The sequence below is a fragment of the Luteimonas sp. MJ250 genome (assembly GCF_039548455.1).
Lineage (GTDB): Bacteria > Pseudomonadota > Gammaproteobacteria > Xanthomonadales > Xanthomonadaceae > Luteimonas.
On sequence record NZ_JBCLVB010000010.1, the window covers coordinates 600,678 to 624,588 of the forward strand.

Annotated in this window: 23 protein-coding genes and 1 tRNA gene; 4 read left to right on the top strand and 20 right to left on the bottom strand. The window is 68.5% G+C overall.

Annotated elements, in window-relative coordinates:
* The first annotated feature begins 21 nt into the window (after positions 1 to 21).
* The 4 genes from WCE37_RS06425 to WCE37_RS06440 all read left to right on the top strand — a co-directional run bounded on the left by WCE37_RS06425 (position 22) and on the right by WCE37_RS06440 (position 5,157).
* Positions 22 to 597, top strand: coding sequence for an HNH endonuclease (locus WCE37_RS06425; protein ID WP_343254931.1), 576 nt, complete (start codon positions 22 to 24; stop codon positions 595 to 597).
* Between the two features lie 167 nt (positions 598 to 764).
* The gene (locus WCE37_RS06430; protein WP_343278610.1) at positions 765 to 1,997 is read left to right on the top strand and encodes a hypothetical protein; all 1,233 of its coding nucleotides are present in this window, start codon (positions 765 to 767) and stop codon (positions 1,995 to 1,997) included.
* A gap of 69 nt (positions 1,998 to 2,066) precedes the next feature.
* Complete coding sequence (dxs, locus tag WCE37_RS06435; RefSeq protein WP_343278611.1) at positions 2,067 to 3,983, top strand: 1-deoxy-D-xylulose-5-phosphate synthase; 1,917 nt, start codon at positions 2,067 to 2,069, stop codon at positions 3,981 to 3,983.
* A 70-nt stretch (positions 3,984 to 4,053) separates the two neighbouring features.
* Positions 4,054 to 5,157: a diguanylate cyclase gene (locus WCE37_RS06440; protein ID WP_343278612.1), complete on the top strand. Its 1,104-nt coding sequence runs from the start codon at positions 4,054 to 4,056 to the stop codon at positions 5,155 to 5,157.
* A gap of 14 nt (positions 5,158 to 5,171) precedes the next feature.
* Here WCE37_RS06440 and WCE37_RS06445 read toward each other — a convergent pair whose 3' ends face one another.
* From WCE37_RS06445 to WCE37_RS06540, 20 genes are all read right to left on the bottom strand, one after another.
* Positions 5,172 to 6,266: a TraB/GumN family protein gene (locus WCE37_RS06445; protein ID WP_343278613.1), complete on the bottom strand. Its 1,095-nt coding sequence runs from the start codon at positions 6,264 to 6,266 to the stop codon at positions 5,172 to 5,174.
* Positions 6,267 to 6,373: 107 nt separating this feature from the next.
* Positions 6,374 to 6,450 (bottom strand) — tRNA-Pro (locus WCE37_RS06450).
* A gap of 66 nt (positions 6,451 to 6,516) precedes the next feature.
* Positions 6,517 to 6,873, bottom strand: a complete 357-nt coding sequence (locus WCE37_RS06455; RefSeq protein ID WP_343254937.1) for a MerR family transcriptional regulator — start codon at positions 6,871 to 6,873, stop codon at positions 6,517 to 6,519.
* On the bottom strand, positions 6,866 to 7,168 hold the full coding sequence (locus tag WCE37_RS06460; protein ID WP_343254938.1) for an integration host factor subunit alpha: 303 nt from the start codon (positions 7,166 to 7,168) through the stop codon (positions 6,866 to 6,868). The genes WCE37_RS06455 and WCE37_RS06460 overlap by 8 nt, the downstream gene beginning before the upstream one ends.
* Before the next feature lie 13 nt (positions 7,169 to 7,181).
* Positions 7,182 to 9,557: a phenylalanine--tRNA ligase subunit beta gene (gene pheT, locus WCE37_RS06465; RefSeq protein ID WP_343278614.1), complete on the bottom strand. Its 2,376-nt coding sequence runs from the start codon at positions 9,555 to 9,557 to the stop codon at positions 7,182 to 7,184.
* A gap of 49 nt (positions 9,558 to 9,606) precedes the next feature.
* Complete coding sequence (gene pheS / locus WCE37_RS06470) at positions 9,607 to 10,647, bottom strand: phenylalanine--tRNA ligase subunit alpha (protein WP_343278615.1); 1,041 nt, start codon at positions 10,645 to 10,647, stop codon at positions 9,607 to 9,609.
* A 144-nt stretch (positions 10,648 to 10,791) separates the two neighbouring features.
* Positions 10,792 to 11,151 (bottom strand): 50S ribosomal protein L20, encoded by a 360-nt coding sequence (gene rplT / locus WCE37_RS06475; protein ID WP_343254941.1) that lies wholly within the window; start codon positions 11,149 to 11,151, stop codon positions 10,792 to 10,794.
* A gap of 13 nt (positions 11,152 to 11,164) precedes the next feature.
* The gene (gene rpmI, locus WCE37_RS06480) at positions 11,165 to 11,362 is read right to left on the bottom strand and encodes a 50S ribosomal protein L35 (RefSeq protein ID WP_055249161.1); all 198 of its coding nucleotides are present in this window, start codon (positions 11,360 to 11,362) and stop codon (positions 11,165 to 11,167) included.
* Positions 11,363 to 11,603: 241 nt separating this feature from the next.
* Entirely contained in the window at positions 11,604 to 12,125 is a 522-nt protein-coding gene (gene infC, locus WCE37_RS06485) for a translation initiation factor IF-3 (RefSeq protein ID WP_343254984.1), read from the bottom strand.
* 93 nt (positions 12,126 to 12,218) lie between these two features.
* Complete coding sequence (gene thrS, locus WCE37_RS06490) at positions 12,219 to 14,123, bottom strand: threonine--tRNA ligase (RefSeq protein WP_343278616.1); 1,905 nt, start codon at positions 14,121 to 14,123, stop codon at positions 12,219 to 12,221.
* Positions 14,124 to 14,351: 228 nt separating this feature from the next.
* Complete coding sequence (locus WCE37_RS06495; protein WP_343278617.1) at positions 14,352 to 15,359, bottom strand: type IV secretion system protein; 1,008 nt, start codon at positions 15,357 to 15,359, stop codon at positions 14,352 to 14,354.
* A gap of 9 nt (positions 15,360 to 15,368) precedes the next feature.
* The gene (locus WCE37_RS06500; protein ID WP_343278619.1) at positions 15,369 to 16,106 is read right to left on the bottom strand and encodes a hypothetical protein; all 738 of its coding nucleotides are present in this window, start codon (positions 16,104 to 16,106) and stop codon (positions 15,369 to 15,371) included.
* 43 nt (positions 16,107 to 16,149) lie between these two features.
* On the bottom strand, positions 16,150 to 18,576 hold the full coding sequence (locus WCE37_RS06505) for a VirB4 family type IV secretion/conjugal transfer ATPase (protein ID WP_343278620.1): 2,427 nt from the start codon (positions 18,574 to 18,576) through the stop codon (positions 16,150 to 16,152).
* Entirely contained in the window at positions 18,573 to 18,878 is a 306-nt protein-coding gene (locus WCE37_RS06510) for a VirB3 family type IV secretion system protein (RefSeq protein ID WP_343278621.1), read from the bottom strand. The genes WCE37_RS06505 and WCE37_RS06510 overlap by 4 nt, the downstream gene beginning before the upstream one ends.
* Positions 18,871 to 19,257 (bottom strand): TrbC/VirB2 family protein, encoded by a 387-nt coding sequence (locus tag WCE37_RS06515; RefSeq protein WP_343278622.1) that lies wholly within the window; start codon positions 19,255 to 19,257, stop codon positions 18,871 to 18,873. The genes WCE37_RS06510 and WCE37_RS06515 overlap by 8 nt, the downstream gene beginning before the upstream one ends.
* Before the next feature lie 48 nt (positions 19,258 to 19,305).
* Positions 19,306 to 20,058, bottom strand: coding sequence for a lytic transglycosylase domain-containing protein (locus WCE37_RS06520; protein ID WP_343278623.1), 753 nt, complete (start codon positions 20,056 to 20,058; stop codon positions 19,306 to 19,308).
* Positions 20,055 to 21,101: a P-type DNA transfer ATPase VirB11 gene (gene virB11 / locus WCE37_RS06525; RefSeq protein ID WP_343278624.1), complete on the bottom strand. Its 1,047-nt coding sequence runs from the start codon at positions 21,099 to 21,101 to the stop codon at positions 20,055 to 20,057. The genes WCE37_RS06520 and virB11 overlap by 4 nt, the downstream gene beginning before the upstream one ends.
* 20 nt (positions 21,102 to 21,121) lie before the next feature.
* The gene (locus tag WCE37_RS06530) at positions 21,122 to 22,264 is read right to left on the bottom strand and encodes a TrbI/VirB10 family protein (RefSeq protein ID WP_343278625.1); all 1,143 of its coding nucleotides are present in this window, start codon (positions 22,262 to 22,264) and stop codon (positions 21,122 to 21,124) included.
* The gene (locus tag WCE37_RS06535) at positions 22,261 to 23,034 is read right to left on the bottom strand and encodes a TrbG/VirB9 family P-type conjugative transfer protein (RefSeq protein WP_343278626.1); all 774 of its coding nucleotides are present in this window, start codon (positions 23,032 to 23,034) and stop codon (positions 22,261 to 22,263) included. Before WCE37_RS06535 ends, WCE37_RS06530 begins: the two co-directional genes overlap by 4 nt.
* Complete coding sequence (locus WCE37_RS06540) at positions 23,031 to 23,873, bottom strand: type IV secretion system protein (protein WP_343254951.1); 843 nt, start codon at positions 23,871 to 23,873, stop codon at positions 23,031 to 23,033. The genes WCE37_RS06535 and WCE37_RS06540 overlap by 4 nt, the downstream gene beginning before the upstream one ends.
* Between the last annotated feature and the right edge of the window lie 38 nt (positions 23,874 to 23,911).

Here is a 23,911-nt window from a genome sequence, read left to right on the forward strand (position 1 = left end):
GCGACCCCGCAGTCCGCGGGCATGGGGGTCCCGGCCCTGGGTCGCGTGCGCCTGCTGGCCCTGGATGCCCACGGCCGCGCGCTTGACTGGATGAGCTGGCAGGAGGCTACCTGCCTGTACGTGCGCGGCGCAGTCGCCTGGACCCTGGGCGAGCCCTGCCTTGCGGTCCGCGGCGGCACCAGCCGCGCCACCGGGGCGCGCAGCGTGGTCGAACTCCACCCCATCGTGGCCGCCCGCGGCCATGCCAGCGCGCGGGCGCTGGATCCGACCCCCGCGCTCACCAACAGCGCACTCTTCGCCCGCGACCAGCACCTGTGCATGTACTGCGGGCATGCGTTCCCGCGCCAGAAGCTCACCCGCGACCACGTCCAGCCGGTGTCGCGCGGCGGGGTGGACACCTGGGAGAACGTGGTCGCCGCTTGCTTCGCCTGCAATTCGCGCAAGGGCGGCCGCAATCCGGCCCAGGCGTCGATGCCGCTGCTCGCCATCCCGTACCGGCCAAGCTGGATCGAGCACCTGATCCTCTCCAACCGAAACATCCTCGCCGACCAGATGGCCTTTCTCTCCAGTCAGCTGCCCAAGCGCCGGCGCTGCTGACGATCCCGGCCCCGTCGCGCGCCGCACGTCGCAGGCTCAACGCGACCGGCGTCACCAAACACGGGACGAAGTGACGCACCGCAGCCGCAAGTGCCGCCCTGTGCGCGTTGACGGCCGTCACCCGCTCCGCAACACTTCGGGCAATTCAACGTCAGGAATGCTGCGCAATGTCGCTGACCCTCGGCCTGACCGGGATGGACCCCGCCACCGAAACCGCACTCAAGGCCGCCTTCATCGAGGCGAACACACAGCTGGGCGAGTGCTGGTCGCTGGTGCCGGACGCCGACGCCGGGCACATCGTCGTCGACATGGACAGCATGTACGGGCCGATGAGCTGGCTGCGCCTGCACGCCTCCGGCCGCAAGGTGATCGGGCTGACCTCCGCACCGCGCACCCAGACCGACTACCGGCTCGGGCGTCCGTTCGATACCGCGCAGCTCGTGGAGCTGCTGGTCGATGTCGCGCGCGGGATGGGCATCGAATTGCCGCAGGCGGGTGAAAGCGCCGCGAAGCCCCCGGCAACTCCCGCCGCCACAGGGTCGCCCGACGCCAAAGCCGCCGCTGCGGACGCCGCCCCGGCTTCGGACGCTGCCGATACGGCGGCTCCCGCGCACGCATCGGCTGCGGCTCCAGCACCAACTGCGGCTCCAGCTCCGGCTCCGGCTCCGGCTCCAGCACCGGCACCTGCGCCCCTCGTCTCCACGTTGCTGCGCCCAACTCCCGAAGCCGAAGCCGAGCCGGCTCCCGTGGCGGAGGCCGCCCCGGCTGCTGCAGCCGTTCCGCCGGCATCGGCATCCGCCGACAATCCCGCGGCCGCCGCAGCCCTGCCCGTACCGGACTCACTGGCCGCGTGGCTGCAGCCCGGCGCCCTCACGGGCAAAGTGCGCTACCGCCAGGACGGACACCCCGTCCTGTTGATCGATGCGTCGAACGACATCTGGTTCGGCCCGGCCCAGCTCAAGCCCCTGGCTGCCTGCTTCGAACGCGGCATCGAGGCTTCGGACTTCGAGCCCCTGGGCGCGGAGGAGTGGGCGCGCGAGACGGCATCGGCCGGCGCCGCCCAGCCGCTGTCGCGGCTGCGCTGGTTCGACGGCCTGCTTGCCGGTGGCGGTGCGCTGCTGCCGGGCCTGGACCCGATGGGCCTGTTCCAGCTCAACAAATGGCCGCAGACCGAACGTGAATACCCGCGCCACTTCCGCATTGCCACCCAGATGATGAAGGGCCCGGCCACCGTGGCCGGGCTCGCCGCCGCCAGCGGCGTTCCGGAAGCCGATGTCGCCGACTTCGTCAACGCCAACCTGGCCACCGGCTTCGCCGCGCCGGTGCGCGACGAGCCCGTGGTCGTGGAAGAGCCGGCAAAACCGCGCGGCGGGCTCTTCGGCCGCCTCCGCAACCGCTGAACGGGCCCTGGGGGCGGACCTCGGCCCTTCGATGCGCCGCAGTACGCCACGGCGTCCTACAATGCGTGGATGATCGACTCCAGCCGCCATCCGCGCCTTGCGCGCATCGACAGCCCGGCCCGCCTGCGTGAGTTCGACGAAGCGGAACTGCCCGCGATCGCCGACGAGCTGCGCGCCTACCTCATTGAATCCGTCGGCAAGAGCGGCGGCCATTTCGGCGCCGGCCTGGGCGTGGTGGAACTGACCACCGCCCTGCACTACCTCTACGACACCCCGCGCGACCGCATTGTCTGGGATGTCGGCCACCAGGCCTACCCGCACAAGATCCTGACCGGCCGCCGCGACACCATCCACACGGTGAAGCAGAAGGACGGCGTGGCGCCGTTCCCCAAGCGCGAAGAAAGCGAGTACGACACCTTCGGCGTCGGCCACTCCTCCACCAGCATCTCGGCCGCGCTAGGCATGGCCATCGCCGCCGCACGCGCCGGCGACGACCGCAGGGTGGTCGCGGTGATCGGCGACGGCGCGATGACCGCCGGCATGGCCTTCGAGGCCCTCAACCACGCCGGCGGCATGGAGCCCGAACCCGACATCCTGGTGGTGCTCAACGACAACCGCATGTCGATCAGCGAGAACGTCGGCGGCCTGACCAAGATGCTCGGCCGCGCCACCGGCAGCCACACCCTCAACGCCCTGCGCGAGGGCGGCAAGAAGCTCCTGGGCGACAAGAACAAGCCGCCCGCGCGCTTCGTGCGCCGCTGGGAAGAGCACTGGAAGGGCATGTTCGTGCCGTCCACGCTGTTCGAGGAGATGGGCTTCCACTACACCGGCCCCATCGACGGCAACGACATCAAGGCCCTGGCCTCGGCGCTGAAGCTGCTCCGGACCCTGAAGGGGCCGCAGCTGCTGCACGTCATCACTACCAAGGGCAAGGGCTACGAGCGCGCCGAAGGCGACCAGATCGGCTACCACGCGGTATCGCCCTTCGATCCCGACCAGGGCCTGGTGGCCAGGCCCGGCGCGGTGAAGAAGCCGACCTATACCGACATCTTCGGCGACTGGCTGTGTGACATGGCCGCCGCTGATCCCACGCTCATGGGGATCACCCCGGCGATGCGCGAAGGCTCCGGCCTGGTGCGCTACAGCCGGGAGTTCCCGGAGCGCTATTTCGACGTCGCGATCGCCGAGCAGCACGCGGTCACGCTTGCCGCCGGCATGGCCTGCGAAGGCGCCAAGCCGGTGGTGGCGATCTACTCCACGTTCCTGCAGCGCGGCTACGACCAGCTGGTGCACGACGTGGCCCTGCAGGAGCTGGACGTGCTGTTCGCGATCGACCGCGGCGGCGTGGTCGGTCCCGACGGCGCCACTCACGCCGGCAACCTCGATCTCAGCTACCTGCGCTGCGTGCCCAATATGGTGGTCATGGCTCCCGCCGACGAGGACGAGTGCCGGAAGATGCTGTCCACCGGCTTCCGCTTCAACGGCCCGGCCGCAGTGCGCTATCCGCGCGGCAGCGGCCCCGGCGTTGCGATCGAACCGGGCCTGGACACGCTGCCGATCGGCAAGGCGCAGCTGCGCCGCGAGGGTGGGCCCATCGCCCTGCTCGCCTTCGGCGCAACGGTGCCCGCCGCCGAAGCGGTGGGTGTCGAATTCGGCCTCACGGTGGTCAACATGCGCTTCGTGAAGCCGCTGGACCGCGAGCTCGTGCTGGCGCTGGCGCGCACGCACGAAGGCTTCGTGACCATCGAGGACAACGTGGTGATGGGCGGCGCCGGCTCGGGTGTGTCCGAGCTGCTGGCCGCCGAAAACGTGTTGCAGCCGGTGCTGCACCTGGGCCTGCCGGATGCCTTCCAGCACCACGCCAGTCGCGATGACCTGCTGGCCGAAGCCGGCATCGACGCCGCGGGCATCCGCGCCGCGGTGCTGAAGCGCTGGCCGCAAATCGGCCAGGCCGGGGCCGGCGCCGCGCGCAGCGCCAACGGCTGAACGCAAGCTCCAAGGCCTATACTCCGGGCAGCAAACGCGTCGAAGCGGGCGGTCGACCGGGGGAGGGCCAATGGTTACGGGACCAGCGAGCGGAGAGGTCGAGCGCGCATCGGTGTTCAGCTCGCCTCGCGCACGCGCGGCGCTGCCCAGGCGCGTCTACCGCTATCGCATGCTGGGCATGGGCCTGGGCGCCGTGGCGATGGCGATGGTGCTGTGGGAACTCCAGGCAGGACCGGCACGCTGGGGGCTGTGCGCGCTCACCGGCCTGGCCTGGCCGCACCTCGCCTATCTGCTGGCCAAGCGCAGCGCCGACCCCTTCGTGGCCGAGCAGCGCAACCTGCTGGTGGATTCCGCGATCGCCGCACTCTGGGTGCCGCTGATGCATTTCAACCTGCTGCCAAGCGTGCTGCTGGTTGCGCTGTCGGCGGCGGACAAGGTCAATTCCGACGTGCCCGGCATCTTCCGGCGCACGCTGCCGATCTCGCTTGCCGCGCTGCTGCTGGGCGGCCTGGCGACCGGCTTCGCCTTCGAGCCGGCGTCCAGCACCGCGGTGATCCTCGCCTGCCTGCCCATGTTGCTGATCCACACCGGCATGGTCAGCCTCGGCCGGCAGCACCTGGTGCGCAAGATCCTGCAGAAGAACCGGGAACTCGACGTGCTCGGTCGCATCGACCGGGTCACCGGGCTGGCACTGCGCGGGCATTGGGAGCGCGACGCCGCGGCCGCGCTGCATGACGTCCACGCCCACGCCCGGCCCGCGGCCCTGCTGCTGATCGACGTCGACGGCTTCAAGCGCGTCAACGACGACAGCGGCCACGTCGCCGGCGATGCCCTGCTGCGCGCGGCCGGCGCCGCGCTGCGCACGCTGCTGCGCCCCGGCGACATCGCCGGCCGCTATGGCGGCGACGAATTCGCGGTGGTCTGCCCTGCGACAGTTCTGGACGAGGCCGCGCGGCTGGCAGAGACCTACCGCGCCGCCGTCGAACGCATCGCGCTGGCCGAAGCGCCCGGCCACGTGTATTCCGTGAGCATCGGCATCGCGCAGGCGCGCGCGAACCACTCGCGCATCGAGCACTGGATCGCCGCCGCCGATGCGGCGCTGTACGAGGCCAAGCGCAGCGGTCGCAACCGCCTGGTGCTGGCGCCCGGCGAGGCCGAGGACGCGAACGGCTGAGCCCGCCCGCGCCGCTACGGCGCTTCGATGACGTAGCCGCGCGCCGCGAGCTTCTCCAGCATGCCGTCGGCCTTGAGCAGGTAGTGCATCGGCAACATCGCAAAGCTCGAGTCGTGCTCGGCCAGCGCCCGGTCCACGTTGTCCAGCCAGGCCTCGCCGGCTCGCCGCGGCATGTCGGCGACGCCCAGCCGCTGCGCCAGCGCGCTGCCGGTCAGCGCTTCCTGACAGCTCACATAGTGGTTCTCGTAGGGCAGCGCACGCAGCCCATCGATGTCGCCGACAGCCCAGGCATTGGCGCGGGCGCGCATGTTGTCGAGATCGGTCTCGATCCGGTCCATGGTGCCGGCGAAGCACTCGCGGTCGGCAAGGTCACTCTCGTTCAACTCCTTGAGCACGGCCTTGGGATCCTGCACCGTCAGCTGCACCGTGGTCTCGACCAGCGGAACATCGCCGGCCTTGCGCGCCCTGCGGACCACCGGGGCCACAATGCCGCCCGTGCGCAGTCCCGACTTGTCCAGCGCCGCCTCGTACAGCGCCTGCGCCGCCAGCAGCGGGCGGCGCTTCTCGACGCCGCGGTCGCGGCCCATGTAGCGCGCCTTCAGCACCTGCCAGCGCGCGTACTCCGACGGCGACACCACTTCGCTGAGCGGCCGCTTGCCCGGGTTGTTGCGGGCGCGCAGCATCGCCGGCAGCAGCGCCATGCCACGGAAGAGGCCGACATCGGCATCGACCGCGATCGACGGCGCGCCGATGACCACCTGCGAGCCGGCAATGACGGCTTCGACCTTGCCGGAGCTCCACTCCATCCGCCGTGGCAGCGGCGACACCGTGCCCAGGATATGCAGCACGTGGTCACCGCTGCGAACCGTCCACATGCCCGGACCCGGCTGCGCGCCGGAGACGACCATGGTGTCGAGGTCGACGACGTCGTCGTCGGCGGCAGTCCCGGCCTGATCCACGCCCGCCGGGGTGGCGATGGGGTCCATCGCCTGCGGCGGCGCGATGCTGGTGACCGGCTCCCTGTCCTGGGCTTGCGCCCGTGCACCCACCGCGGCCATGGCGATGGACATCGCCAGGACGACCAGGATCCCTGTCTGCTTCCCACGCATGCCGCTCTCTCCCCTTTGGCGTTGACGCGGTTGGAACATGGCGCGCACGGAAGGTTCCCGGATCCGGAAAGCACGAAGCCCGCGCGAGGCGGGCTTCGTATTCGAGATGGTCGGGGTAGCCGGATTCGAACCGACGACCACTTGTCCCCCAGACAAGTGCGCTACCAGGCTGCGCTATACCCCGGTCGGAGAATTATAGCCGCCGCGGCGCCGCGATGGGAGCCGCCGGGCATCGAAACTTCGGATGTGCTCAGCGCCGCAGCAGCTGCAGCACGTCCTCCAGCTCCATCCGCACCTGGCGGATGATCTGGCTGCTGAGCGCGGACTCCTGCTTTGCATCGTCGCCCTCGAGCCGCAGGCGCGCGCCACCGATGGTGTAGCCCTGCTCGTACAGCAGGCCGCGGATCTGGCGGACCATCAGCACGTCGTGGCGCTGGTAGTAGCGGCGGTTGCCGCGGCGCTTGACCGGGCTGAGGCTGGGGAACTCCGTTTCCCAGTAGCGCAGCACGTGCGGCTTGACGTCGCAGAGCTCGCTGACCTCGCCGATGGTGAAGTAGCGCTTGGCCGGAATCGGCGGCAGTTCGCGATTGCTGCCCGGATCAAGCATGGCTGCCTCCAGCGTAGGCCTCGACCCGCTCCTTGAGCTTCTGGCCGGGGCGGAAGGTGACTACGGTGCGCGCGGAGATCGGGATCTCCTCGCCGGTCTTGGGGTTGCGGCCCGGGCGCTGGTTCTTGCGACGCAGGTCGAAGTTGCCGAAGCCCGAAAGCTTGACCTGGCGGCCGCCCTGCAGGGCTTCGCGCAGCGCGGTGAAGAAGGCATCGACGAATTCCTTCGCCTCGCGCTTGTTCAAACCCACTTCTTCGTAGAGCCGCTCAGCCATTTCAGCCTTCGTCAACGCCATGCCAGCCCCCTGGTCAATTCCTGATCCTTGCGCCGTGCGCCCCGGCAGCCGCAGCGGTCACCGAAGCCACCACCGCATCCACATCGCGGTCGGTCAGCGTGCGCGAATCATCCTGCAGAATCAAGCCCATGCCGACACTCCTGAATCCTGTTTCCACGCCCTTGCCGGCATAGACGTCGAACAGTTCCAGGCTACGCAGGAAGGGTCCCGCGGCGGCCACCGCGGTGGCCTGGAGCTCGCTCCAGGCGATGCCGTCGGCAACGATGAATGCAAGGTCGCGGCGCACCGAAGGGAACTTCGACAGCGCGCGCGCGCGCGGCAGCTCACGGGCCAGCAGCGCGCCCAGATCGAGTTCAAACGCCACCGCCGGGTGGTCGAGATCCAGCGCCTGCTGCAGGCGCGGATGCAGCTCGGCGATGACGCCGACCACCGCGCCATCGCGCAGCACTTCTGCCGCGCGTCCGGGATGGGCCCATGCCGGCGTTGCGGAACGGAACTCCAGCCGCGTGCCGGACAGCGTCGCCAGCGCTTCCAGGTCGCCCTTGATGTCATGGAAGTCGACGCGGCGGGCGGGTACGCCCCACTGCTCGGCGGCGGCGTTGCCACTGGCGACCGCGGCGATGCGGGGGATCTCGCGCGGCGCCTCGCCGGCGGCGGTCGCGACGAACACCTTGCCCAGCTCGAACAGGCGCACGCGGTCCTGCTGGCGCGCGGCGTTCCGCGCCAGGGCATCCACCAGCCCGGGCAGCAGCCGCGGGCGCATCACTCCAAGCTCGGCGCTGAGTGGGTTGGCCAGCCTGACCAGTGGCTCATCGGCCTGCCAGCGCCCAAGCAGCGCGGCATCCACGAAGGCGTAGTTGATGGCTTCAAGGTAATCCCGGCCCGCGAGCAGCCGGCGCAGGTCGTGCTCAGGCACCCGGCCTTCCGACGCCGCCACCAGGCGCGTCGAGCCGCCGGGAAGCGTGGTCGGCACGGCATCGTAGCCGTGGATCCGTGCGAGTTCTTCGATCAGGTCTTCTTCGATCGCGAGGTCGAAGCGGCGGGTCGGAGCGGTGATCGTCCAGCCTTCGCCGGCGGCCGCCACGCCCAGCCCCAGCGCGCGCAGGATGCGCTCGACCTCGGCATCGGCGATGGCCACGCCCAGAACCCGCGCCAGGCGCGCACGGCGCAGCGTGATCGTGCCCGGACGCGGCAGCGCGTCGGCGATCACGGCTTCGCAGACCGGCCCTGGCACGCCACCGGCGATATCCAGGACCAGGCGCGTTGCGCGTTCGATCGCGGTGCGCGGCAGCTCCGGATCGACGCCGCGCTCGAAGCGGTGCCCGGCTTCGGTGTGCAGGCCAAGGCGCCGGCCACGGCCGATGATCGCGGCCGGCGCGAAGTGCGCGGCCTCGAGGAACACCGTGCGCGTGGCGTCGGTGACGCGGGTGTCGAATCCGCCCATCACGCCGGCCAGGCCCACGGGGCGGTCGGCGTCGGTGACCGCCAGGAAGCCGTCGTCGAGGGCGGCCTCGCGACCGTCGAGCAGGACCAGCGATTCGCCGGCGCGGGCGCGGCGAACGCCGACCGGACCCTTCAGCAGGGCACGGTCGTAGGCGTGCATCGGCTGGCCCAGCTCCAGCATCACGTACTGGGTGATGTCGACCAGCAGCGATACCGGTCGGATGTCGCTGCGGCGCAGGCGTTCGGCCATCCACACCGGCGTGGCCCGGGTGGCGTCGATGCCTTCGATGACCCGGCCGAGGTAGCGCGGCGCATCGCCACCGGCTTCCAGCCTCAGCTCGACCGCAGCGTCGCTGGCGGCCGGCACCGCCGCGGCATCAAGCTCCACGACCGTGCCGCCACAGGCCGCGGCGACGTCATAGGCAATGCCGCGCACGCTGAAGCAATCGGCGCGGTTGGGCGTGAGCTTGAGTTCGAAACTGGCGTCAGGCAGACCCAGGAACCCGGCCAGCGGGGTGCCCACGGGGGCGTCGGCCGGAAGCTCGAGCAGGCCCGAGGCGTCGGCGTCCAGGCCCAGTTCCTTCGCCGAACACAGCATGCCGTTGGACTCCACGCCGCGAAGCTTCGCAGGCTTGATCAGCAGCTCGCCGACCTGTGTGCCCACGGTCGCCAGCGGCGCGACCAGGCCCACGCGCGCGTTGGGCGCGCCGCAGACGATCTGCAGCATGCCCACCGCGCCCGCATCGACCTGGCAGACCTGCAGGCGGTCGGCCTCGGGATGCTTTTCCGCCGACACGATGCGCGCGACCACGACACCCTGCAGCGCCTCGCCCAGCGGCGTGACGTCTTCGACCTCAAGGCCGATGGCTGTCAGGGTCTCGGCCAGCGCCTCGCGCGTGGCGTCGGTGGGGACATGCTGGCGGAGCCAGTTCTCGGAGAATTTCATCGAAGCACCCGGATGGCAGGGTCGTGGGCCTGAGGCGCGCCGCGCGCGCTCACGCGAACTGGCGCAGGAAGCGGAGGTCGTTGTCGAAGAAGCTGCGCAGGTCGTCGACGCCGTAGCGCAGCATCGCGAAGCGCTCCACGCCCATGCCGAAGGCGAAACCGGTGTAGCGCTCCGGATCGATGCCGACGTTGGCCAGCACCTTCGGATGCACCATGCCGCAGCCCAGCACCTCGAGCCAGCGCGTGCTGCCGTCGGCCTGGGTCCAGGCGATGTCGACCTCGGCCGAGGGCTCGGTGAAAGGGAAATAGCTGGGGCGGAAGCGCATCTCGAAGTCGCGCTCGAAGAACGCGCGCACGAATTCGGCCAGCGTGCCCTTGAGGTCGGCGAAGCTCGCGTGCTCGTCCACCAGCAGCCCCTCGCACTGGTGGAACATCGGCGTGTGGGTCTGGTCGGAGTCGCTGCGGTAGACCTTGCCCAGCGCGATCATGCGCAGCGGCGGCTGGCCGCCCTCAGCCAACAGGTCCTGCATGTATCGCACCTGCACGCCCGAGGTGTGGGTGCGCAGCACGTGGCGCTCCCCGCTGCCGTCCTGGGCGCTGCCGTCGTGGGCAGTGTAGAAGGTGTCGTGCATCGCCCGCGCCGGATGGTGCGGCGGGAAATTGAGGGCCTCGAAGTTGTGCCAGTCGTCCTCGATCTCCGGGCCGTCGGCAAGCTCGTAGCCCAGGCGGCCGAAGATGTCGGCAATGCGCTCCATGGTGCGGCTGACCGGGTGCAGGCCGCCGGTGGCGGCATCGCGGCCCGGCAGGGTCACGTCGATGGTCTCGTTGGCCAGGCGGGCGTCGAGCGCGGCGGCGTCGAGCGCGGACTTCCTCGCACCCAGGGCCGTGCCAAGGGCGTCACGGGCGCGGTTGATGGCCTCGCCTGCGGCCTTGCGCTGGTCGGCGGGCAGTCCGCCCAGCGACTTCAGTTGCGCGGTCACGCTGCCATTCTTGCCAAGCAGGGCGACGCGCAATGCCTCGACGGCATCCGGCGTGGCTGCGGCGGCGATATCGGCAAGCGCCTGCTCGCGGATCTGTTCGATCAGGATCATCGGGGCACCATCGAAAGCCAAAACGAAACATGGGGAAGGACTTGCGCCCTTCCCCACGTGGGAGCCGCTATAGCGGCGATGTCGTCATGCCCGGTGCGCCGCCGGAGCGGCCCCTGCAGCAGGGCGGGACGACGCCGGGCGGACTCAGGCTGCGAGCGCGCCCTTCGCCTTCTCGGCCAGCGCGGCAAAACCCGCCGCGTCGTGCACGGCGATGTCCGCCAGCACCTTGCGGTCGAGGGTGATGCCGGCCTTCAGCATGCCGTTCATGAAACGGCTGTAGCTCAGGCCATTGATGCGGGCCGCGGCGTTGATGCGGGTGATCCACAGCGAGCGGAAATTGCGCTTCTTCTGCTTGCGACCGATGTAGGCGTACTGCAGGGCCTTGGTGACCGCCTGCTTGGCAACGCGGAACACCTTGCGGCGCGCGTTGTAGTAACCCTTGGCCTGCTTGAGGACCTTCTTGTGACGGCGGCGTGCCTGCACACCACGTTTGACTCGTGCCATTGTTCAGTCCTCCTCAGAGATACGGCAGCATGCGGTCGAGGCGACCGCTGTCGCACGCCGGGATATGGTTCGTCTGGCGGAGATTGCGCTTCCGCTTCGTCGCCTTCTTCGTGAGGATATGGCTGCGGTTGGCGTGGCCCGCCTTGTACTTGCCGGAAGCAGTCTTCCGGAAGCGCTTGGCCGCGCCCCGATGCGTCTTGATCTTGGGCATTGCGATGTCCTTGTTGGTAGCTCTTCTACTGGCCCGGGCGGTGGCTGGCGCCACGCTTTCCGTCCTGCCCTTGCCTGCTTGATGGCCCCGGGTGCCGAAGGCAGCCGAGGCGGGTCCAACCGGCCCACCCGCAATGCGGGCGAACCGAGCCGCGCATTATGCACGGAGGCGGGTCCATGTGGCAAATCACCTTCCCCGCGAACACGGGGGCGGGAAGGTCACGCGCCAACGGCGCGCGACATCATTTCTTCTTCGGCGCGATCATCATCACCATCTGCCGGCCCTCAAGGCGGGGCCTGGACTCGACGACGATATCTTCACCCAGGTCGGCCTCGATGCGGGAGGCCATGCCGCGACCCAGCTCCTGGTGGCTCATCTCGCGGCCACGGAAGCGGATGTTGACCTTGATCTTGTCGCCTTCCTCGAGGAAGGCGCGCATCTTGCGCAGCTTGATCTGGTAGTCGCCCTCGTCGGTCACCGGACGGAACTTGACTTCCTTGATCTCGACCTGGCGGGTCTTCTTCTTGGCTTCGTTCGCCTTTTTCTGCGCTTCGAACCTGAACTTGCCGAAGTCCATGATCTTGCAGACCGGCGGATCGGCGTTGGGCTGGATCTCGACGAGGTCCAGGCCCTCTTCAACGGCCATGGCGAGGGCTTCGTCGCGCGAAAGCACGCCGATCATCTCGCCATCCGAGCCGATCACGCGTACGCGGGGTACGCGGATGTCGAGGTTCCTGCGGTTCTGCTTGTCCGGGGTACTGATATTGCGATCTCCGTGGGTGGCACTTCTGGCAAGGCCCCGTGCTCCGGGACCCACTGTGCCCGCCACATGGGCAGGCACCGGGCTACATGATACTCAGGGACCCTGCTCCGCGTGCATCCTGGCCGTGAAATCGGCCAGCGGCATCGAACCCAGGTCCTCCCCTGCACGCGTGCGGACGGCGACTGCGCCCTGTTCCTTTTCGCGGTCCCCCACCACGAGCAGGTACGGCACGCGCTGCAGCGTGTGCTCGCGGATCTTATAGCCGATCTTCTCGTTCCGCAAATCCGATTCCACCCGGACGCCTTGATCTGCAAGGGTTTTCCGGACCTCGTCAGCCCAGTCGCCCTGGGCGTCGGTAATGTTCATCACCACCGCCTGCACCGGGGCCAGCCAGGCCGGGAAGGCCCCGGCGTGGTTCTCGATCAGGATGCCGATGAAGCGCTCCATCGAGCCCACGATGGCGCGATGCAGCATGACCGGCGTGCGCTTCTGGCTGGCCTCGTCGACGTATTCCGCGCCAAGGCGGCCCGGCATCATGAAGTCGACCTGCATGGTGCCCAGCTGCCAGGTGCGGCCGATGGCGTCCTTCAGGTGGTACTCGATCTTGGGGCCGTAGAAGGCGCCCTCGCCCGGCAGCTCCTGCCACTCGACGCCGGCGGCGGACAGCGCATTGCGCAGCGCGGCCTCGGCCTTGTCCCAGGTGGCGTCGTCGCCCAGGCGCGACTCGGGCCGCAGGGCCAGTTTCACCTGCACTTCCGTGAAGCCGAAGTCCCGGTAGACCTTCATCGCCTGGGCGTGGAAGTCGGTGACCTCGGACTCGATCTGCGATTCGGTGCAGAACACGTGGCCGTCGTCCTGGGTGAAGCCACGCACGCGCAGGATGCCGTGCAGCGCGCCCGAGGGCTCGTTGCGATGGCAGCTGCCGAACTCGCCGTAGCGGATCGGCAGGTCGCGGTAGCTGTGCAGGCCCTGGTTGAACACCTGCACGTGGCCGGGGCAGTTCATGGGCTTCAGCGCGTAGGTCCGCTTCTCGGACTCGGTGAAGAACATGTTTTCCTTGTAGTTGTCCCAGTGGCCGGACTTCTGCCACAGGCTCACGTCCAGGATCTGCGGGCAGCGCACCTCGCCGTAGCCGCTCGTGCGGTACACGCCGCGCATGTACTGCTCCACCACCTGCCACAGCGCCCAGCCCTTTGGATGCCAGAACACCAGGCCCGGGGCTTCTTCCTGCAGGTGGAACAGCTCCTGGGCCTTGCCGATGCGGCGGTGGTCGCGCTTCTCGGCCTCTTCGATGCGCAGGATGTAGGCCTTGAGCTGCTTCGCGTCGGCCCAGGCGGTGCCGTAGATGCGCTGCAGCTGCTCGTTCTTCGCGTCGCCGCGCCAGTACGCGCCCGAGGTGCGCAGCAGCTTGAAGGCCTTCAGGAAGCGCGTGTTCGGCACGTGCGGGCCGCGGCACATGTCGACGTATTCCTGGTGGTGGTACAGGCCCATGGCCGTGACCTCGGGCCCCATGTCGTCGATCAGGCGCAGCTTGTAGTCCTCGCCGCGGGCCTTGAAGGTTTCGATCACCTCGTCGCGCGGGGTCATGCGCTTGATGACGTCGTACTCGGTGTCGATCAGCTGGCGCATGCGCTGCTCGATGGCGGCCATGTCTTCGGGGGTGAACGGCTGTTCGCGCCAGATGTCGTAGTAGAAGCCCTCGTCGATCACCGGGCCGATCACCATCTTGGCGTCCGGATAGAGCTGCTTCACCGCGTGCCCGACAAGGTGTGCGCTGGAGTGGCGGATGATCTCGAGGCCCTCGGCGTCCTTGGGGGTCAGGATCTGCAGGCTGGCGTCGTGGTCGATGAGGTCGGAGGCGTCGACCTGGCGACCGTCGACCTTGCCGGCGACGGTGGCCTTGGCCAGGCCCGGGCCGATGGACTCGGCGACCTGCATGACGGTGACGGGGGCGTCGAACTCGCGGCGGCTGCCGTCGGGGAGCGTGATCGTGATCATGTGGGCTGGCGTTCTGGTCTGGCGGGTGGCCCCGCGGGCATGAAAAAGGCGCCACGCGGGCGCCTTCCGGATCGGCCGCGGGCAAGGATCAGCAGTGGGCGATGGTAGTGCTCATGTCACACGCTCGGCCGGCGCGTTGGCGCGGGCCACCTGTCCGGAAACGGTGTCGCCCTCGATTCTAGCCCATTGCCGGCCGCGTGCGGCGCGCCCGCCGGCGCCGCGCACGGGTCAACCGCCCCGCCCTGCCACGCCGGGGGGAAGGCCCGAGCCCGGCGGTGGCGCCTGGCCGCCACCGGTCGCCACCCCAACCGCGTTGTAGGGCGAGAACTGGCCGAGCACGCCGTTGAAAAACATCGCCGCCATCGGCGGCGCGCTGACGATCAGCATGGTCAGGATCAGGCCCATGCCGCCCTGCTGCATGGCCATCGACGACATGCTTTCCTGAGTCCCTCCGCCGGGGACCAGGTCGGCGACCCAGAACGCGAGGCCGACCGCGATCAGCATGTCCATCGCCAGGGTCACCATCACCGTCAGCAGCGCCAGCGAGAACAGGGTCCCCAGGCCGTGGTACAGCCATTTGCTGAACAGCTGGCGGGTTGCGCGGAACAGCAGGCAGAGGATGAAGATGGGCCCCAGTCCGACGAACAGCGCGATCGCCACCTTGTTGAGCAGCAGCATGCTCGAGGCGATGATCGCCGGCCCGCCGAGGCCCACCCCGGTGAACCACATCGCCCGCGACTTGCGCTGCTCGGTGAGCAGGTCGCCACCCTCGTCGATTGAGTCGATGACCTGAAGCGCGACCTGCATGATGGCCAGGGTGCGGTCGATGTCCTCATAGGGGCCGCCGTCGTCGCGGCCGGTCACGACTTCGGCCACCACCTCGCCAAGTCCATCGGTCAGGATGCGATAGGTCGAGCCCGAGCCGGCGGCGGCACCGGTGGGGATGCCGATCACCAGCACCGCCTTCAGCGCATCGCCGACCAGCGCCATCATCGGCTCGCGCGACAGCCCGGTGGCGATCCGGTAGCCCTGCACCAGGATCCACAGCGTGAGCAGGCTGAGCGCCGCGGTCCCGGCCACGGCCACCACGCGCCCCAGCAGGTTGCCCGCGAACTCGCTGATCTCGTCATCGAGGAAGCTGTTGATCTCGCGGAAGAACATCATGTTCGGCAGGGACTGGGGCTGCGCCCAGTCCATGGCCATCATCGCGAGGGCTGCTGCGCCGTCGATCGCCATGAGACGCTCCTAGCGGTCGCGCTCGCGCGCGGCCCGCAGGGCAACCGTCAGCGCGAGCCCCGCGACCACGGTTCCCGGCCCCGAGTCCGAGAGCGCCTCGTTGGCCACCCGCACGTGGTTCTCACGCAGCGCGCGCAGCGCAGTGTCGTAGGCGGACATCAGCCTCTCTCCGCTTTGCACGTCGTTCTGGAGCTGGCCCTGTATGGACAGGATCCGATTGGTGTTGGAGGCAAGCTTTCCTTCCTCCTCCGGACGGATCCCGTCGCGCTCGGCGTAGGCAGCGCGGAGTTCAGCGTCGCGCTCCGCGACGTCTTCAAGCATGGCCACCAGGGCATTGAAGCGTCGGTTTTCCGTGCGCACGATCGAGATGCAGTACGCGCGCTGCTCGGATCCCTTGCTGTGGCGCGCCGGGTTGGCACCACAGCGCTCGACCAGGCCGGCATCGTCATCGCGCGCCTGGAAGTTTTCGCGGTGGCCCGTGGTGCCCGAGTATGCGTCGCCGGTCACCAGCGCCTGTTCGTATTGCTTGTCCAGCGTCCGCAGCTGCTCCGCCTGCTTCTGCAGGTCATCGACTGTCTGCTGGTATTGCGCCACCCAGCCGAGTGCCGTCTTCACCGTGTGCGGCACGTCCACCACCGCCCACTGCGCGGCCGCCGGCCCGGTTGAAAGCAGGCCGGCCAGAAGCAGCGCCCCTCCCCTGACCCATCTGCGCCGCATCCGCGGCCCTGCGACTTCCCTGTCGTCCATGTCCCACTCCTTGGGTTGAAGGCATGTATCGATTCCTGCCGGGTCAGCCGCTGCGCCTGCCCTTGCGCCGCGCCTGGAACCCTGCAAGCCATTGCTCCGGGCGCAGTGCGTCCTCCCGCACGCCCAGCGCAGCGGCGTTGTCCCCGATCACCGTGTGCATGACCTCGATGTTGTCGGTCGACGCCGAGATCACCGCCAGCACGTCATCCAGCCCATCGAGATCGAGCCGGCACACTGCCGAAGCATGGCCCTGCTTGACCAGGAAGCACCGGGAGCGCTCGTCCAGCGAAACCACGACCCGGTACTCGGCGTCGGTCAGCTTGAGGCCGTCGACGTAGTCCTTGCGGCTGGCATTAGGGTTTGGCAGCAGGACCAGGGTTGCGGTCTGCTCGACCAGGGCGGCGGCGATATCGCTCGCCAGTGCGTCTTCCGGACTCTGGGTGGCAAAGATGCCCAGGCCGTTCTGCTTGCGGATGGTCTTCTGCTTGTTGCGCGCGAAGTCCTTGAGCGCGCCGCCGCCCTCCAGGATCTTCCAGAATTCGTCCATCACGTAAACCAGGCGCCGACCATCGATGATTCCTTCCAGCCGGTGCAACAGGTACCGGACCACGGGCATCCGGACCTCCGGATTCTCGAGGATGTCGGTGTAGTCGAAACCGATGATGTTCGCGCGTGAAAGATCGACGGTATCCACGGGATTGTCGAAGACCCAGCCCAGGCTGTTGCCCGCCGTCCACTTGCGCAGGCGCGCATAAAGCCCGTCGTCGCCCATGTTCGGCAGGCTTTTCTGCAGGTTCGCCATGCTGCGCAGCTGCATGGGCGTGTCGAGGATGCCTTCCACTGCCCGGAACACGTCTTCGTCCTCGCGTGCGGTGTAGGCGTGCTTCCCCGCGAGCATCTTCACCAGCTCCCCCAGGAACTGCACGTTGGCTTCGGTGCGCTCGCACTGGAGCGGGTTGAAGCCGGTGGGGCGGCCGTTCTCGAGCGCAAGGTAGTTGCCACCGCAGGCACGCACGAAGATCTCGGCACCGCGGTCCTTGTCGAAGAAGAACACGGTCGGGGCAGGATCGAGCTTCTGTGTCTGGCTCAGCAGGAAGTTGACCAGCGCAGTCTTTCCGGTGCCCGACTTTCCGATCACAAGCGTATTGCCCAGCGCCTTTTCGCCGAAGGAGTCCTCGACGGGATGGGTGGCGTGGAAGTTGAAATGGTAGGGCTGCCCGTTGCTCGCCTGCAGCGTGGTGACGCAGTCGCCCCACGGGTTGCGATGCTGCTTGCCGGCGGCGAAATTGTGCAGTGGCGACAAGCCGAGGAAGTTGAGCGAGCTGACGTTCGCCAGCCGCGTCCGGTAGCGCCAGTTGCCCGGCAGCTGGGCATAGAACGCCGAGGCCACGGCGAGATCCTCCTTGGCGGACACGAAGCCGGCATTCGACAGCTCGGCGCGGGCGTCGGCCAGGTGCCGCGACAGCAGCGCCTGGTTCTCGGCGTGAACCGCAAGCGAGAAGTGGTACTCGCCCAATACGAAGTTGCCGGAGGCAAGCTCGTCCATCGCCTGGTCGAGCTCGACGATCTGGCTGACGGCCCTGTCACCCGACGAAACCATCATGCCCTTGGTGCGGTCGAGTATGCGCAGCGCGTCCTGCCGCCCCATCGGACTGAAGGACTGCGTGAGTACGTACTCGAATCCCAGGTACTTCAGGCCGTTGAGGATCCCCGGCCAGGTGGCACCGGTGTATTCCTTGATGTTGAGGATGGCACCGTAGTGGTGCTTTCCCGATGGCGTCGCCACCACGAAGTCGCCGGTCCGGGCCGAGAACGTGACGCGACTGACCGGAAGGTAGTCGGCGATGGGTGCCGACAGCACCGGCACCGGCTCGGACACGCGGTTGAGCACATAGGCATACAACTCCAACAGGCGCGAAAAGGCGACGCCGTTGTCGCCCTCGTAGATGCACAGGCGCTCGGGCGAATAGTCCTTGAGCACGGCCTCGACGCTGCCCGCCAGCTCATGGACGCGATCGACGGCCTGTTGCTCGGCGGCGGCAAGCCGGCGCGGGTCGGCCGAGCGCTCGACCAGCCGCCGTCCGGCCACGACGGGGCGATAGAGCATGGTCAGGTAGAGGTCGTTCTGCAGCGATTCCTTTTCCGAGAGCGAGGCGAAATAGGCATCCGAGAGCGTCTGGTTGAACATGCCTGCGAAGCGTCCGCCGCCATCGATGCGCTTGCGCCTGCGGATGTCGTGGGTCCAGAACGCGACGTTCGCGAAGTCGGGTGCCCGCAGCGTCTGCAGCATCCGGTTGAACGTGGCGTGCCGATGTTCGAGGTCCCACTCCTCGCGGCCCACGAACGGCAGCCCGCCCAGCCTCCAGGCCAGCAGGTAGTCACCGCCCGTGGTCTTGACCACGTCCGCGGCAACGTGGCTGGAAAGCGGCACGAACCCGCCCACCGCCGCGTCAGCCGCGACCGCGCTCACCGCGAGCCCCCCTGTGCGCGCCCGGACAGCGGCGCAAACGACCAGTCGCCGCCGCGGAGCGCGCGGTTGCGTACCTTGGCACGGAGCTGCCATCGCAAGCCGAGAAGGCGGAAGACCATCTCGTCCCGACGTGCCATCTGGCGCATGGCAAGGATCACCAGCGGCATCGTCACCAGCAGGAGCAGGTTGATGTACACGGCCAGCAGGAGGCATGTGCCGGCACCCACGAAGAACGGGACGTAGGGCACGCCCAGGAACATCGCGGGTCGCGTGCAGCCGCGGAAAAGCGCGTCCTTACGCATGGAACACCGGCAGCGCCGTGCCCAGCATCGCCGTGCACTCCCCCGCTTCCGGCCCGAGCAGCATCCGCGCAATCTGCGCCGCCGCACCGATCAACAGCCCGCCGACGAGGATCGGGGCCACGTCGGAAATGCGTTTGTGCGCGAACGCGATCTGGTAGCCGGCGAAAATCATCGCGATCGTGACCACGGCGATCGACGCCATGTTCAACAGCCCGTTGACGTTGTCGAAGAAGCCGCAGACCTTGGCGTCGGCGCCACCGAAGCCCTGTGCCAGCGCGACGGCCGGGGCAATGGCCAGGAGGGCGACCGCCTTCGGGCCCGCGGTGCGAACGCGTGCGGCGTGGCGGAGAAAGCGAATGCTGTGGGTACGTGCGTCCATGGTGCGTCCTTGCGTTGGGTTGATTGGGTGCGCGGCATCCGGCCGCGCCTAGAACACGAAAGCGGAATCTTCGCTGCGAGCCGCCGGCCCGGCTGCGGGAGGTGGCCCGCGCGGCCCGGATACCTGTGGCACGAACGGCGACCCCGTCGTGGTGGCGGACCCGGCTGCGTCCACCGCCATCCCCGACAACGGTGCATCGACCGCGCCAGCTCCACCCAGGCGGCCAGGCACGGGCGACGCGGCCGCCGGCGCCGCCGATGCGGATCGCCGGGCACCGAGGTCGGCGGCTGGGCGTGCCGGCCCGGGCGTTTCGCCGTTGACCAGCACCGGAATCGCCGCCAGCGCGTCGACGACCGTGTCCAGGCCCGCCGCGGCCATCGAGCGGCGCACTTTCTGGACGTAGCCGTCGCGGAAGCCGCGGGTGAAATTGCCCGAGTAGTAGCAGCTGAACGCCTTGTCCCAGTCACCGCCGGAACGCGCATGGCAATCGGCGAGAATGCGTGCGCCGGCTGCCAGGTTGGGACACGTGGCGAAGGCTTCCTCGTAGGTCACGAGCCCTTGCGCGGCGAGGTTGTGGCGATTGACCTGTGCGAGCCCCACCGAGAAGTTGTAGCCGTCACGCTCGAGCCGGGCGACGGTGGCGAGCGCTTCATGCAGGCTGCGCGGCTGGCGCGCCAGGCGTGCACCAACCACGCCGATGGCATATGGATTGAAGGATGATTCCACGTGCACCACGTGCTCCATCACCTGCAAAGGCACCGCCAGCTCCTGGCAGGCCATCAGCTCCAGGCCCGGGATCATGCCGACGGCTCCGACGCAGCGGCGATGGCGCTGGCACCACCGAACTCGATTCCGCTGATGTGCCGCCGTCCACCGCCGGCACTGATATGGACCACGATGTCGATGGTCATGGCCAGGAGCCTGCGGATGGTCGCGAATTCAAGGCCGGATCCTTCTTCGGACGCCTTGACCATCAACGCCAGCTGGTCCCAGGTCTGCGAGGTGCTGCCTGCATGGCAGCTGGTGATCGAGCCCGGATGGCCGGAGGCGCAGTTGCGGACGAAGTAGAAGGCTTCGTCGCCACGGAGCTCGGCGAGGATGATCCGGTCCGGCTTCATCCGCAGGCAGGCCTCCATGCAGGACTTGGCGCTGACCTTGGCCGAGCCCTGGCCACCTTTGGAATACAGCAGGTGGACGACGTTGGGCTGGCTGATGAACAGCTCGCGCGCATCCTCGATCGTCACCAGGCGCTCGCTCGCCGGGATGTGTTCCACCAGCGCCTTCATGAAGGTCGTCTTGCCGCTTCCGGTGGCACCCGAAACAACCATGTTGCGCCGCAGCTGCACCGCACGCCGGAAGAACTCGGCGTGGCGCCCCTCTGCACGGAGGGCCTTGAGTTCGCGATCTGCGTCATCTCCGCGGCGTTCGACGCCGAGGGCGGCGAAAAACCCCTCGGCCTCATAGTCGTCCAGGCGACGCACCCCGCGCGATGGCAGCCTGATCGTGATCGACACCGTCCCGGCTTCACAGGCCGGCGGAATGACGAACTGCGCCCGCTGCCCGGTCGGGAAGGTGAGCGAAACCACCGGCTCGGCGTCGGTGATCCGCTGCCCGGTATTGCTTCCGTTGACCACTGCATTGCAGAACTGCCGCGCGCGCTCGAAGCTCAGTCCGGGGACCTCTTCCCGGCGCCAGCCGTCACGCGTCTCCAACCAGACCTCGCCCGGGCGATTGATGCAGATTTCGGTGACGTCGGGCGAATCCATGTGCTCAAGGATCCCGAGCACCTGGTACTGGTAGTCCAGGAAGTCCTGCCCCACCGGCAATGAATGGCCCTGATCCATCATGCTCGCGGCCCCGGACATCACAGCTGCGCCACCACCGCGGAAAAATCCACGTCGCGGGCCACATAGACATTCAGCAGGGTGCCGTGCTGGATGGTGACCGTCGGCGGGCGACGTGCATCCAAGGCCTGGTTCGCCAGTCGCTCAAGGGTCCTCGCGGTCGCGCTTTCATACGGCGACTGCACGACCACCCCACCCTCACCAATCATCGCCGCCGCCGGGCCCTCCTCCGCCGCCGCGTACTTGAAGGCGTCGCTGATCAGGCTGACCAGCAATGCGGAGCCGATCCGCGAGCCCCAGTGGGCGCTGTAATGGCCCGGATGCCCGGCCCCGCCAAGGCCGTCCACGCCCGGGCTGGCCATGCTGATGTCGATGCCCGTTGGCGTGGTGATGCGGTCCCAGACCACGGCCACGCGCGGGCCGCGCGGCTCGGAATCGTAGCGACCCAGCACCTTGGAGCCCTTCGGCAGCAGCAGCCGGCGTCCGTTGATCGAATACACCGGCTCGGTGACGATGCAGGACGTATAGCCGGGCACATCGGTGACGATCCGTGTTTCCAGCACGCAGCGGATGTAGGTGCCACGGACCAGCAGCGATTCCGGACGCGTGATCGGCCGCGCCGCCGTCGTGGCCTGCGTGGCGACGTTTGACGGCGCGGCCTCGGTTCCCGGAAGCCCCGCGAGCATGGCCTGCATATACGGATCACTCGACGACGGAGCCTCGCCACCGGCGCTGCGTCGATCCACGAGGTCCGGAACCCGCGCGGGCAGCGGCAGGGAGAAGTCGCGAGCCGGGGAACGCAGCGGCACGGCGGTGGGCTGCACCGGCAACGGCTCTGCCACCGGCGCAGACGGCAGGTCCGGCACGGAGTGCCCGGGCGGGGCCGCAATCCGCGGCAACTCGGGGATGACCACGGCCTGCTCGCGCGGCACCGGCTCAGCGTCGTCTCCACCGCCCAGCGCGCGCATCATCCCGAACATCGCCAGCACCAGCAGCACGACGATCGCCACCAGGAAGCCCAGCGCCTTGCGATTGAGCCGCTGCACGTCCTCGGCGCGCAGTACCGGCGCCGCGGCATCGAGGTCCGGCGCGGCCTGCCGCGCCGCGTAGTGGCCCTGGCCCCCGCCCTGGCCCTGGTCATGACCCGCTCCTGCTCCGCTCATCGCCCGTTCCTCCTCAGCCCGACCACGTCACGGCCGTGTCGCACGACCAGGTACGGATAGGTGCCGTGCACCACCAGCACGTCGCCCTCGACGGTGGTGTTGACCACGAAGTCTTCGCCGTCGCGCTGCCTGCGCGCGAAGACCGCCGGAAAACTGCCCGTCGGCAGCGACGCCTGTGTCCCCATGCGCAGATAGGTGAAACGACCGTCGTCATACACGTTCATCGGCACCAACCAGGGTGATGCGCGCCGCGCCGAAACGTCATAGTCGAAATGGTAGTTGCGCGCTTTGTCGAGCACGGCCTTCTGGCCGAGGTCCGCGACCTCTTCCTTCGGCGGCGCGAAGCTGGCATCGGCGGGATAGCTGAAGGCGATCCTGTACTGCACGCCGGCCCGCCGGGCCTGTTCCAGCGAGGTCCAGTCGCTGGCCACCACCTTCAGTTCGAAGATGTAGGAATGCGACTGCGTGCGCACCAGCATATTGGTGTCGACATCGGCGCCACGCGGCCGCAGGTAGAACACGTTCCCGCGACGGGTGAGGTCCCAGCCGGTGCTGAAGCCGGTGCTGAAGTCGAGAATGTCCTCGGCCGGGTCCAGTTCAAGCTGGGTGGTGATGCCCAGCGCCGTGCGCACCGGATAGACGCCGTCGGGCACATACTCGTAAACCTCGATCTGCGGGGTGCCCTCGACCGGCCGGGCGTTGGCCACCGGCGTCAACGCGAATCCGGCGGCAAGAACGATCCAGACGGCGAGGCTGCTCATGCTGCTCATGGCGCTGCTTCCTGCAAATCCGTGCCTTCATTGAAAGCGTCCGCGTCGGTGCCGGGCTGCCGGGCGTCCGCGACGATCGCGTCCTCGTAATGCGCCGGCTCCGACTCGGCCGGCGGCAGGGGCGCGTAGTCGTTGTCCGCGCGATAGCTGGTGACCTGGAATCCGAGCGGGTTTTCGAGCCGATCCGGCTCCTCAAGCTTCAGCGCAAGGTTGTAGGAGAAGCCGAGCGTCGCGATGCGGCTGTCGAGCGGTCGCGTCGCGCCACTGGACTTGTCATAGACGCTGCGCTGGAAACGCACGGTGGCGCCGTTCGGGCTGCCATCGGGGCCGTCGATGAGCTGGATGCTCAGGATCCGCACCCGGATCGCACGACTCCGTCCGTACGTGTTGAACGGACTGCGCGGATTGTTGGCCGCATGCAGCGATGCGTACTCGCGACCCACCTCAGGCGCGGACATGCCGTGCACCGCGCGCCAGTCACGCAGGTTCATCATCGCCACGTCGTAGGACTCGCGCAGGCCGACGAAGCTGGCAACGTTGGCGCGGGCAATCGCCTCGCTGGCAGTGAGGCTGCGATGGCGGAAATCGGCGTCGAGCCTGGCCACCGTGGCGTTGCCGCTGTAGGCGTCAGCCATGACAAGGAACGGCACGCGCTCCTTGAGCGGCATGACGCGGAAATAGCCCGCGGCAAGCAGCAGGGCCGTGGCCGCCGCGGCGCTCGCCACCCACCACGCCCGGCGTTCACTGCGGCGTGCGAGATCGGCGATGCTGGTTTCGTAGTTGACCGCGCGGACGACCGTCTCCATGGTCGCCGGCCCCGGCCGCTTCTTGTCGAACATTCTGCAATCCATGCAAAGTCGGTGAGGGTGCTGCGAGG

Coding starts and splice junctions, on each gene's coding strand:
- WCE37_RS06425 (WP_343254931.1), top strand. CDS start 22: ATGGGGGTCCCGGCCCTGGGTCGCGTGCGCCTGCTGGCCCTGGATGCC.
- WCE37_RS06430 (WP_343278610.1), top strand. CDS start 765: ATGTCGCTGACCCTCGGCCTGACCGGGATGGACCCCGCCACCGAAACC.
- dxs (WP_343278611.1), top strand. CDS start 2,067: ATGATCGACTCCAGCCGCCATCCGCGCCTTGCGCGCATCGACAGCCCG.
- WCE37_RS06440 (WP_343278612.1), top strand. CDS start 4,054: ATGGTTACGGGACCAGCGAGCGGAGAGGTCGAGCGCGCATCGGTGTTC.
- WCE37_RS06445 (WP_343278613.1), bottom strand. CDS start 6,266: ATGCGTGGGAAGCAGACAGGGATCCTGGTCGTCCTGGCGATGTCCATC.
- WCE37_RS06455 (WP_343254937.1), bottom strand. CDS start 6,873: ATGCTTGATCCGGGCAGCAATCGCGAACTGCCGCCGATTCCGGCCAAG.
- WCE37_RS06460 (WP_343254938.1), bottom strand. CDS start 7,168: ATGGCGTTGACGAAGGCTGAAATGGCTGAGCGGCTCTACGAAGAAGTG.
- pheT (WP_343278614.1), bottom strand. CDS start 9,557: ATGAAATTCTCCGAGAACTGGCTCCGCCAGCATGTCCCCACCGACGCC.
- pheS (WP_343278615.1), bottom strand. CDS start 10,647: ATGATCCTGATCGAACAGATCCGCGAGCAGGCGCTTGCCGATATCGCC.
- rplT (WP_343254941.1), bottom strand. CDS start 11,151: ATGGCACGAGTCAAACGTGGTGTGCAGGCACGCCGCCGTCACAAGAAG.
- rpmI (WP_055249161.1), bottom strand. CDS start 11,362: ATGCCCAAGATCAAGACGCATCGGGGCGCGGCCAAGCGCTTCCGGAAG.
- thrS (WP_343278616.1), bottom strand. CDS start 14,123: ATGATCACGATCACGCTCCCCGACGGCAGCCGCCGCGAGTTCGACGCC.
- WCE37_RS06495 (WP_343278617.1), bottom strand. CDS start 15,359: ATGGCGATCGACGGCGCAGCAGCCCTCGCGATGATGGCCATGGACTGG.
- WCE37_RS06500 (WP_343278619.1), bottom strand. CDS start 16,106: ATGGACGACAGGGAAGTCGCAGGGCCGCGGATGCGGCGCAGATGGGTC.
- WCE37_RS06510 (WP_343278621.1), bottom strand. CDS start 18,878: ATGCGTAAGGACGCGCTTTTCCGCGGCTGCACGCGACCCGCGATGTTC.
- WCE37_RS06515 (WP_343278622.1), bottom strand. CDS start 19,257: ATGGACGCACGTACCCACAGCATTCGCTTTCTCCGCCACGCCGCACGC.
- WCE37_RS06520 (WP_343278623.1), bottom strand. CDS start 20,058: ATGATCCCGGGCCTGGAGCTGATGGCCTGCCAGGAGCTGGCGGTGCCT.
- virB11 (WP_343278624.1), bottom strand. CDS start 21,101: ATGGATCAGGGCCATTCATTGCCGGTGGGGCAGGACTTCCTGGACTAC.
- WCE37_RS06530 (WP_343278625.1), bottom strand. CDS start 22,264: ATGAGCGGAGCAGGAGCGGGTCATGACCAGGGCCAGGGCGGGGGCCAG.
- WCE37_RS06535 (WP_343278626.1), bottom strand. CDS start 23,034: ATGAGCAGCATGAGCAGCCTCGCCGTCTGGATCGTTCTTGCCGCCGGA.
- WCE37_RS06540 (WP_343254951.1), bottom strand. CDS start 23,873: ATGTTCGACAAGAAGCGGCCGGGGCCGGCGACCATGGAGACGGTCGTC.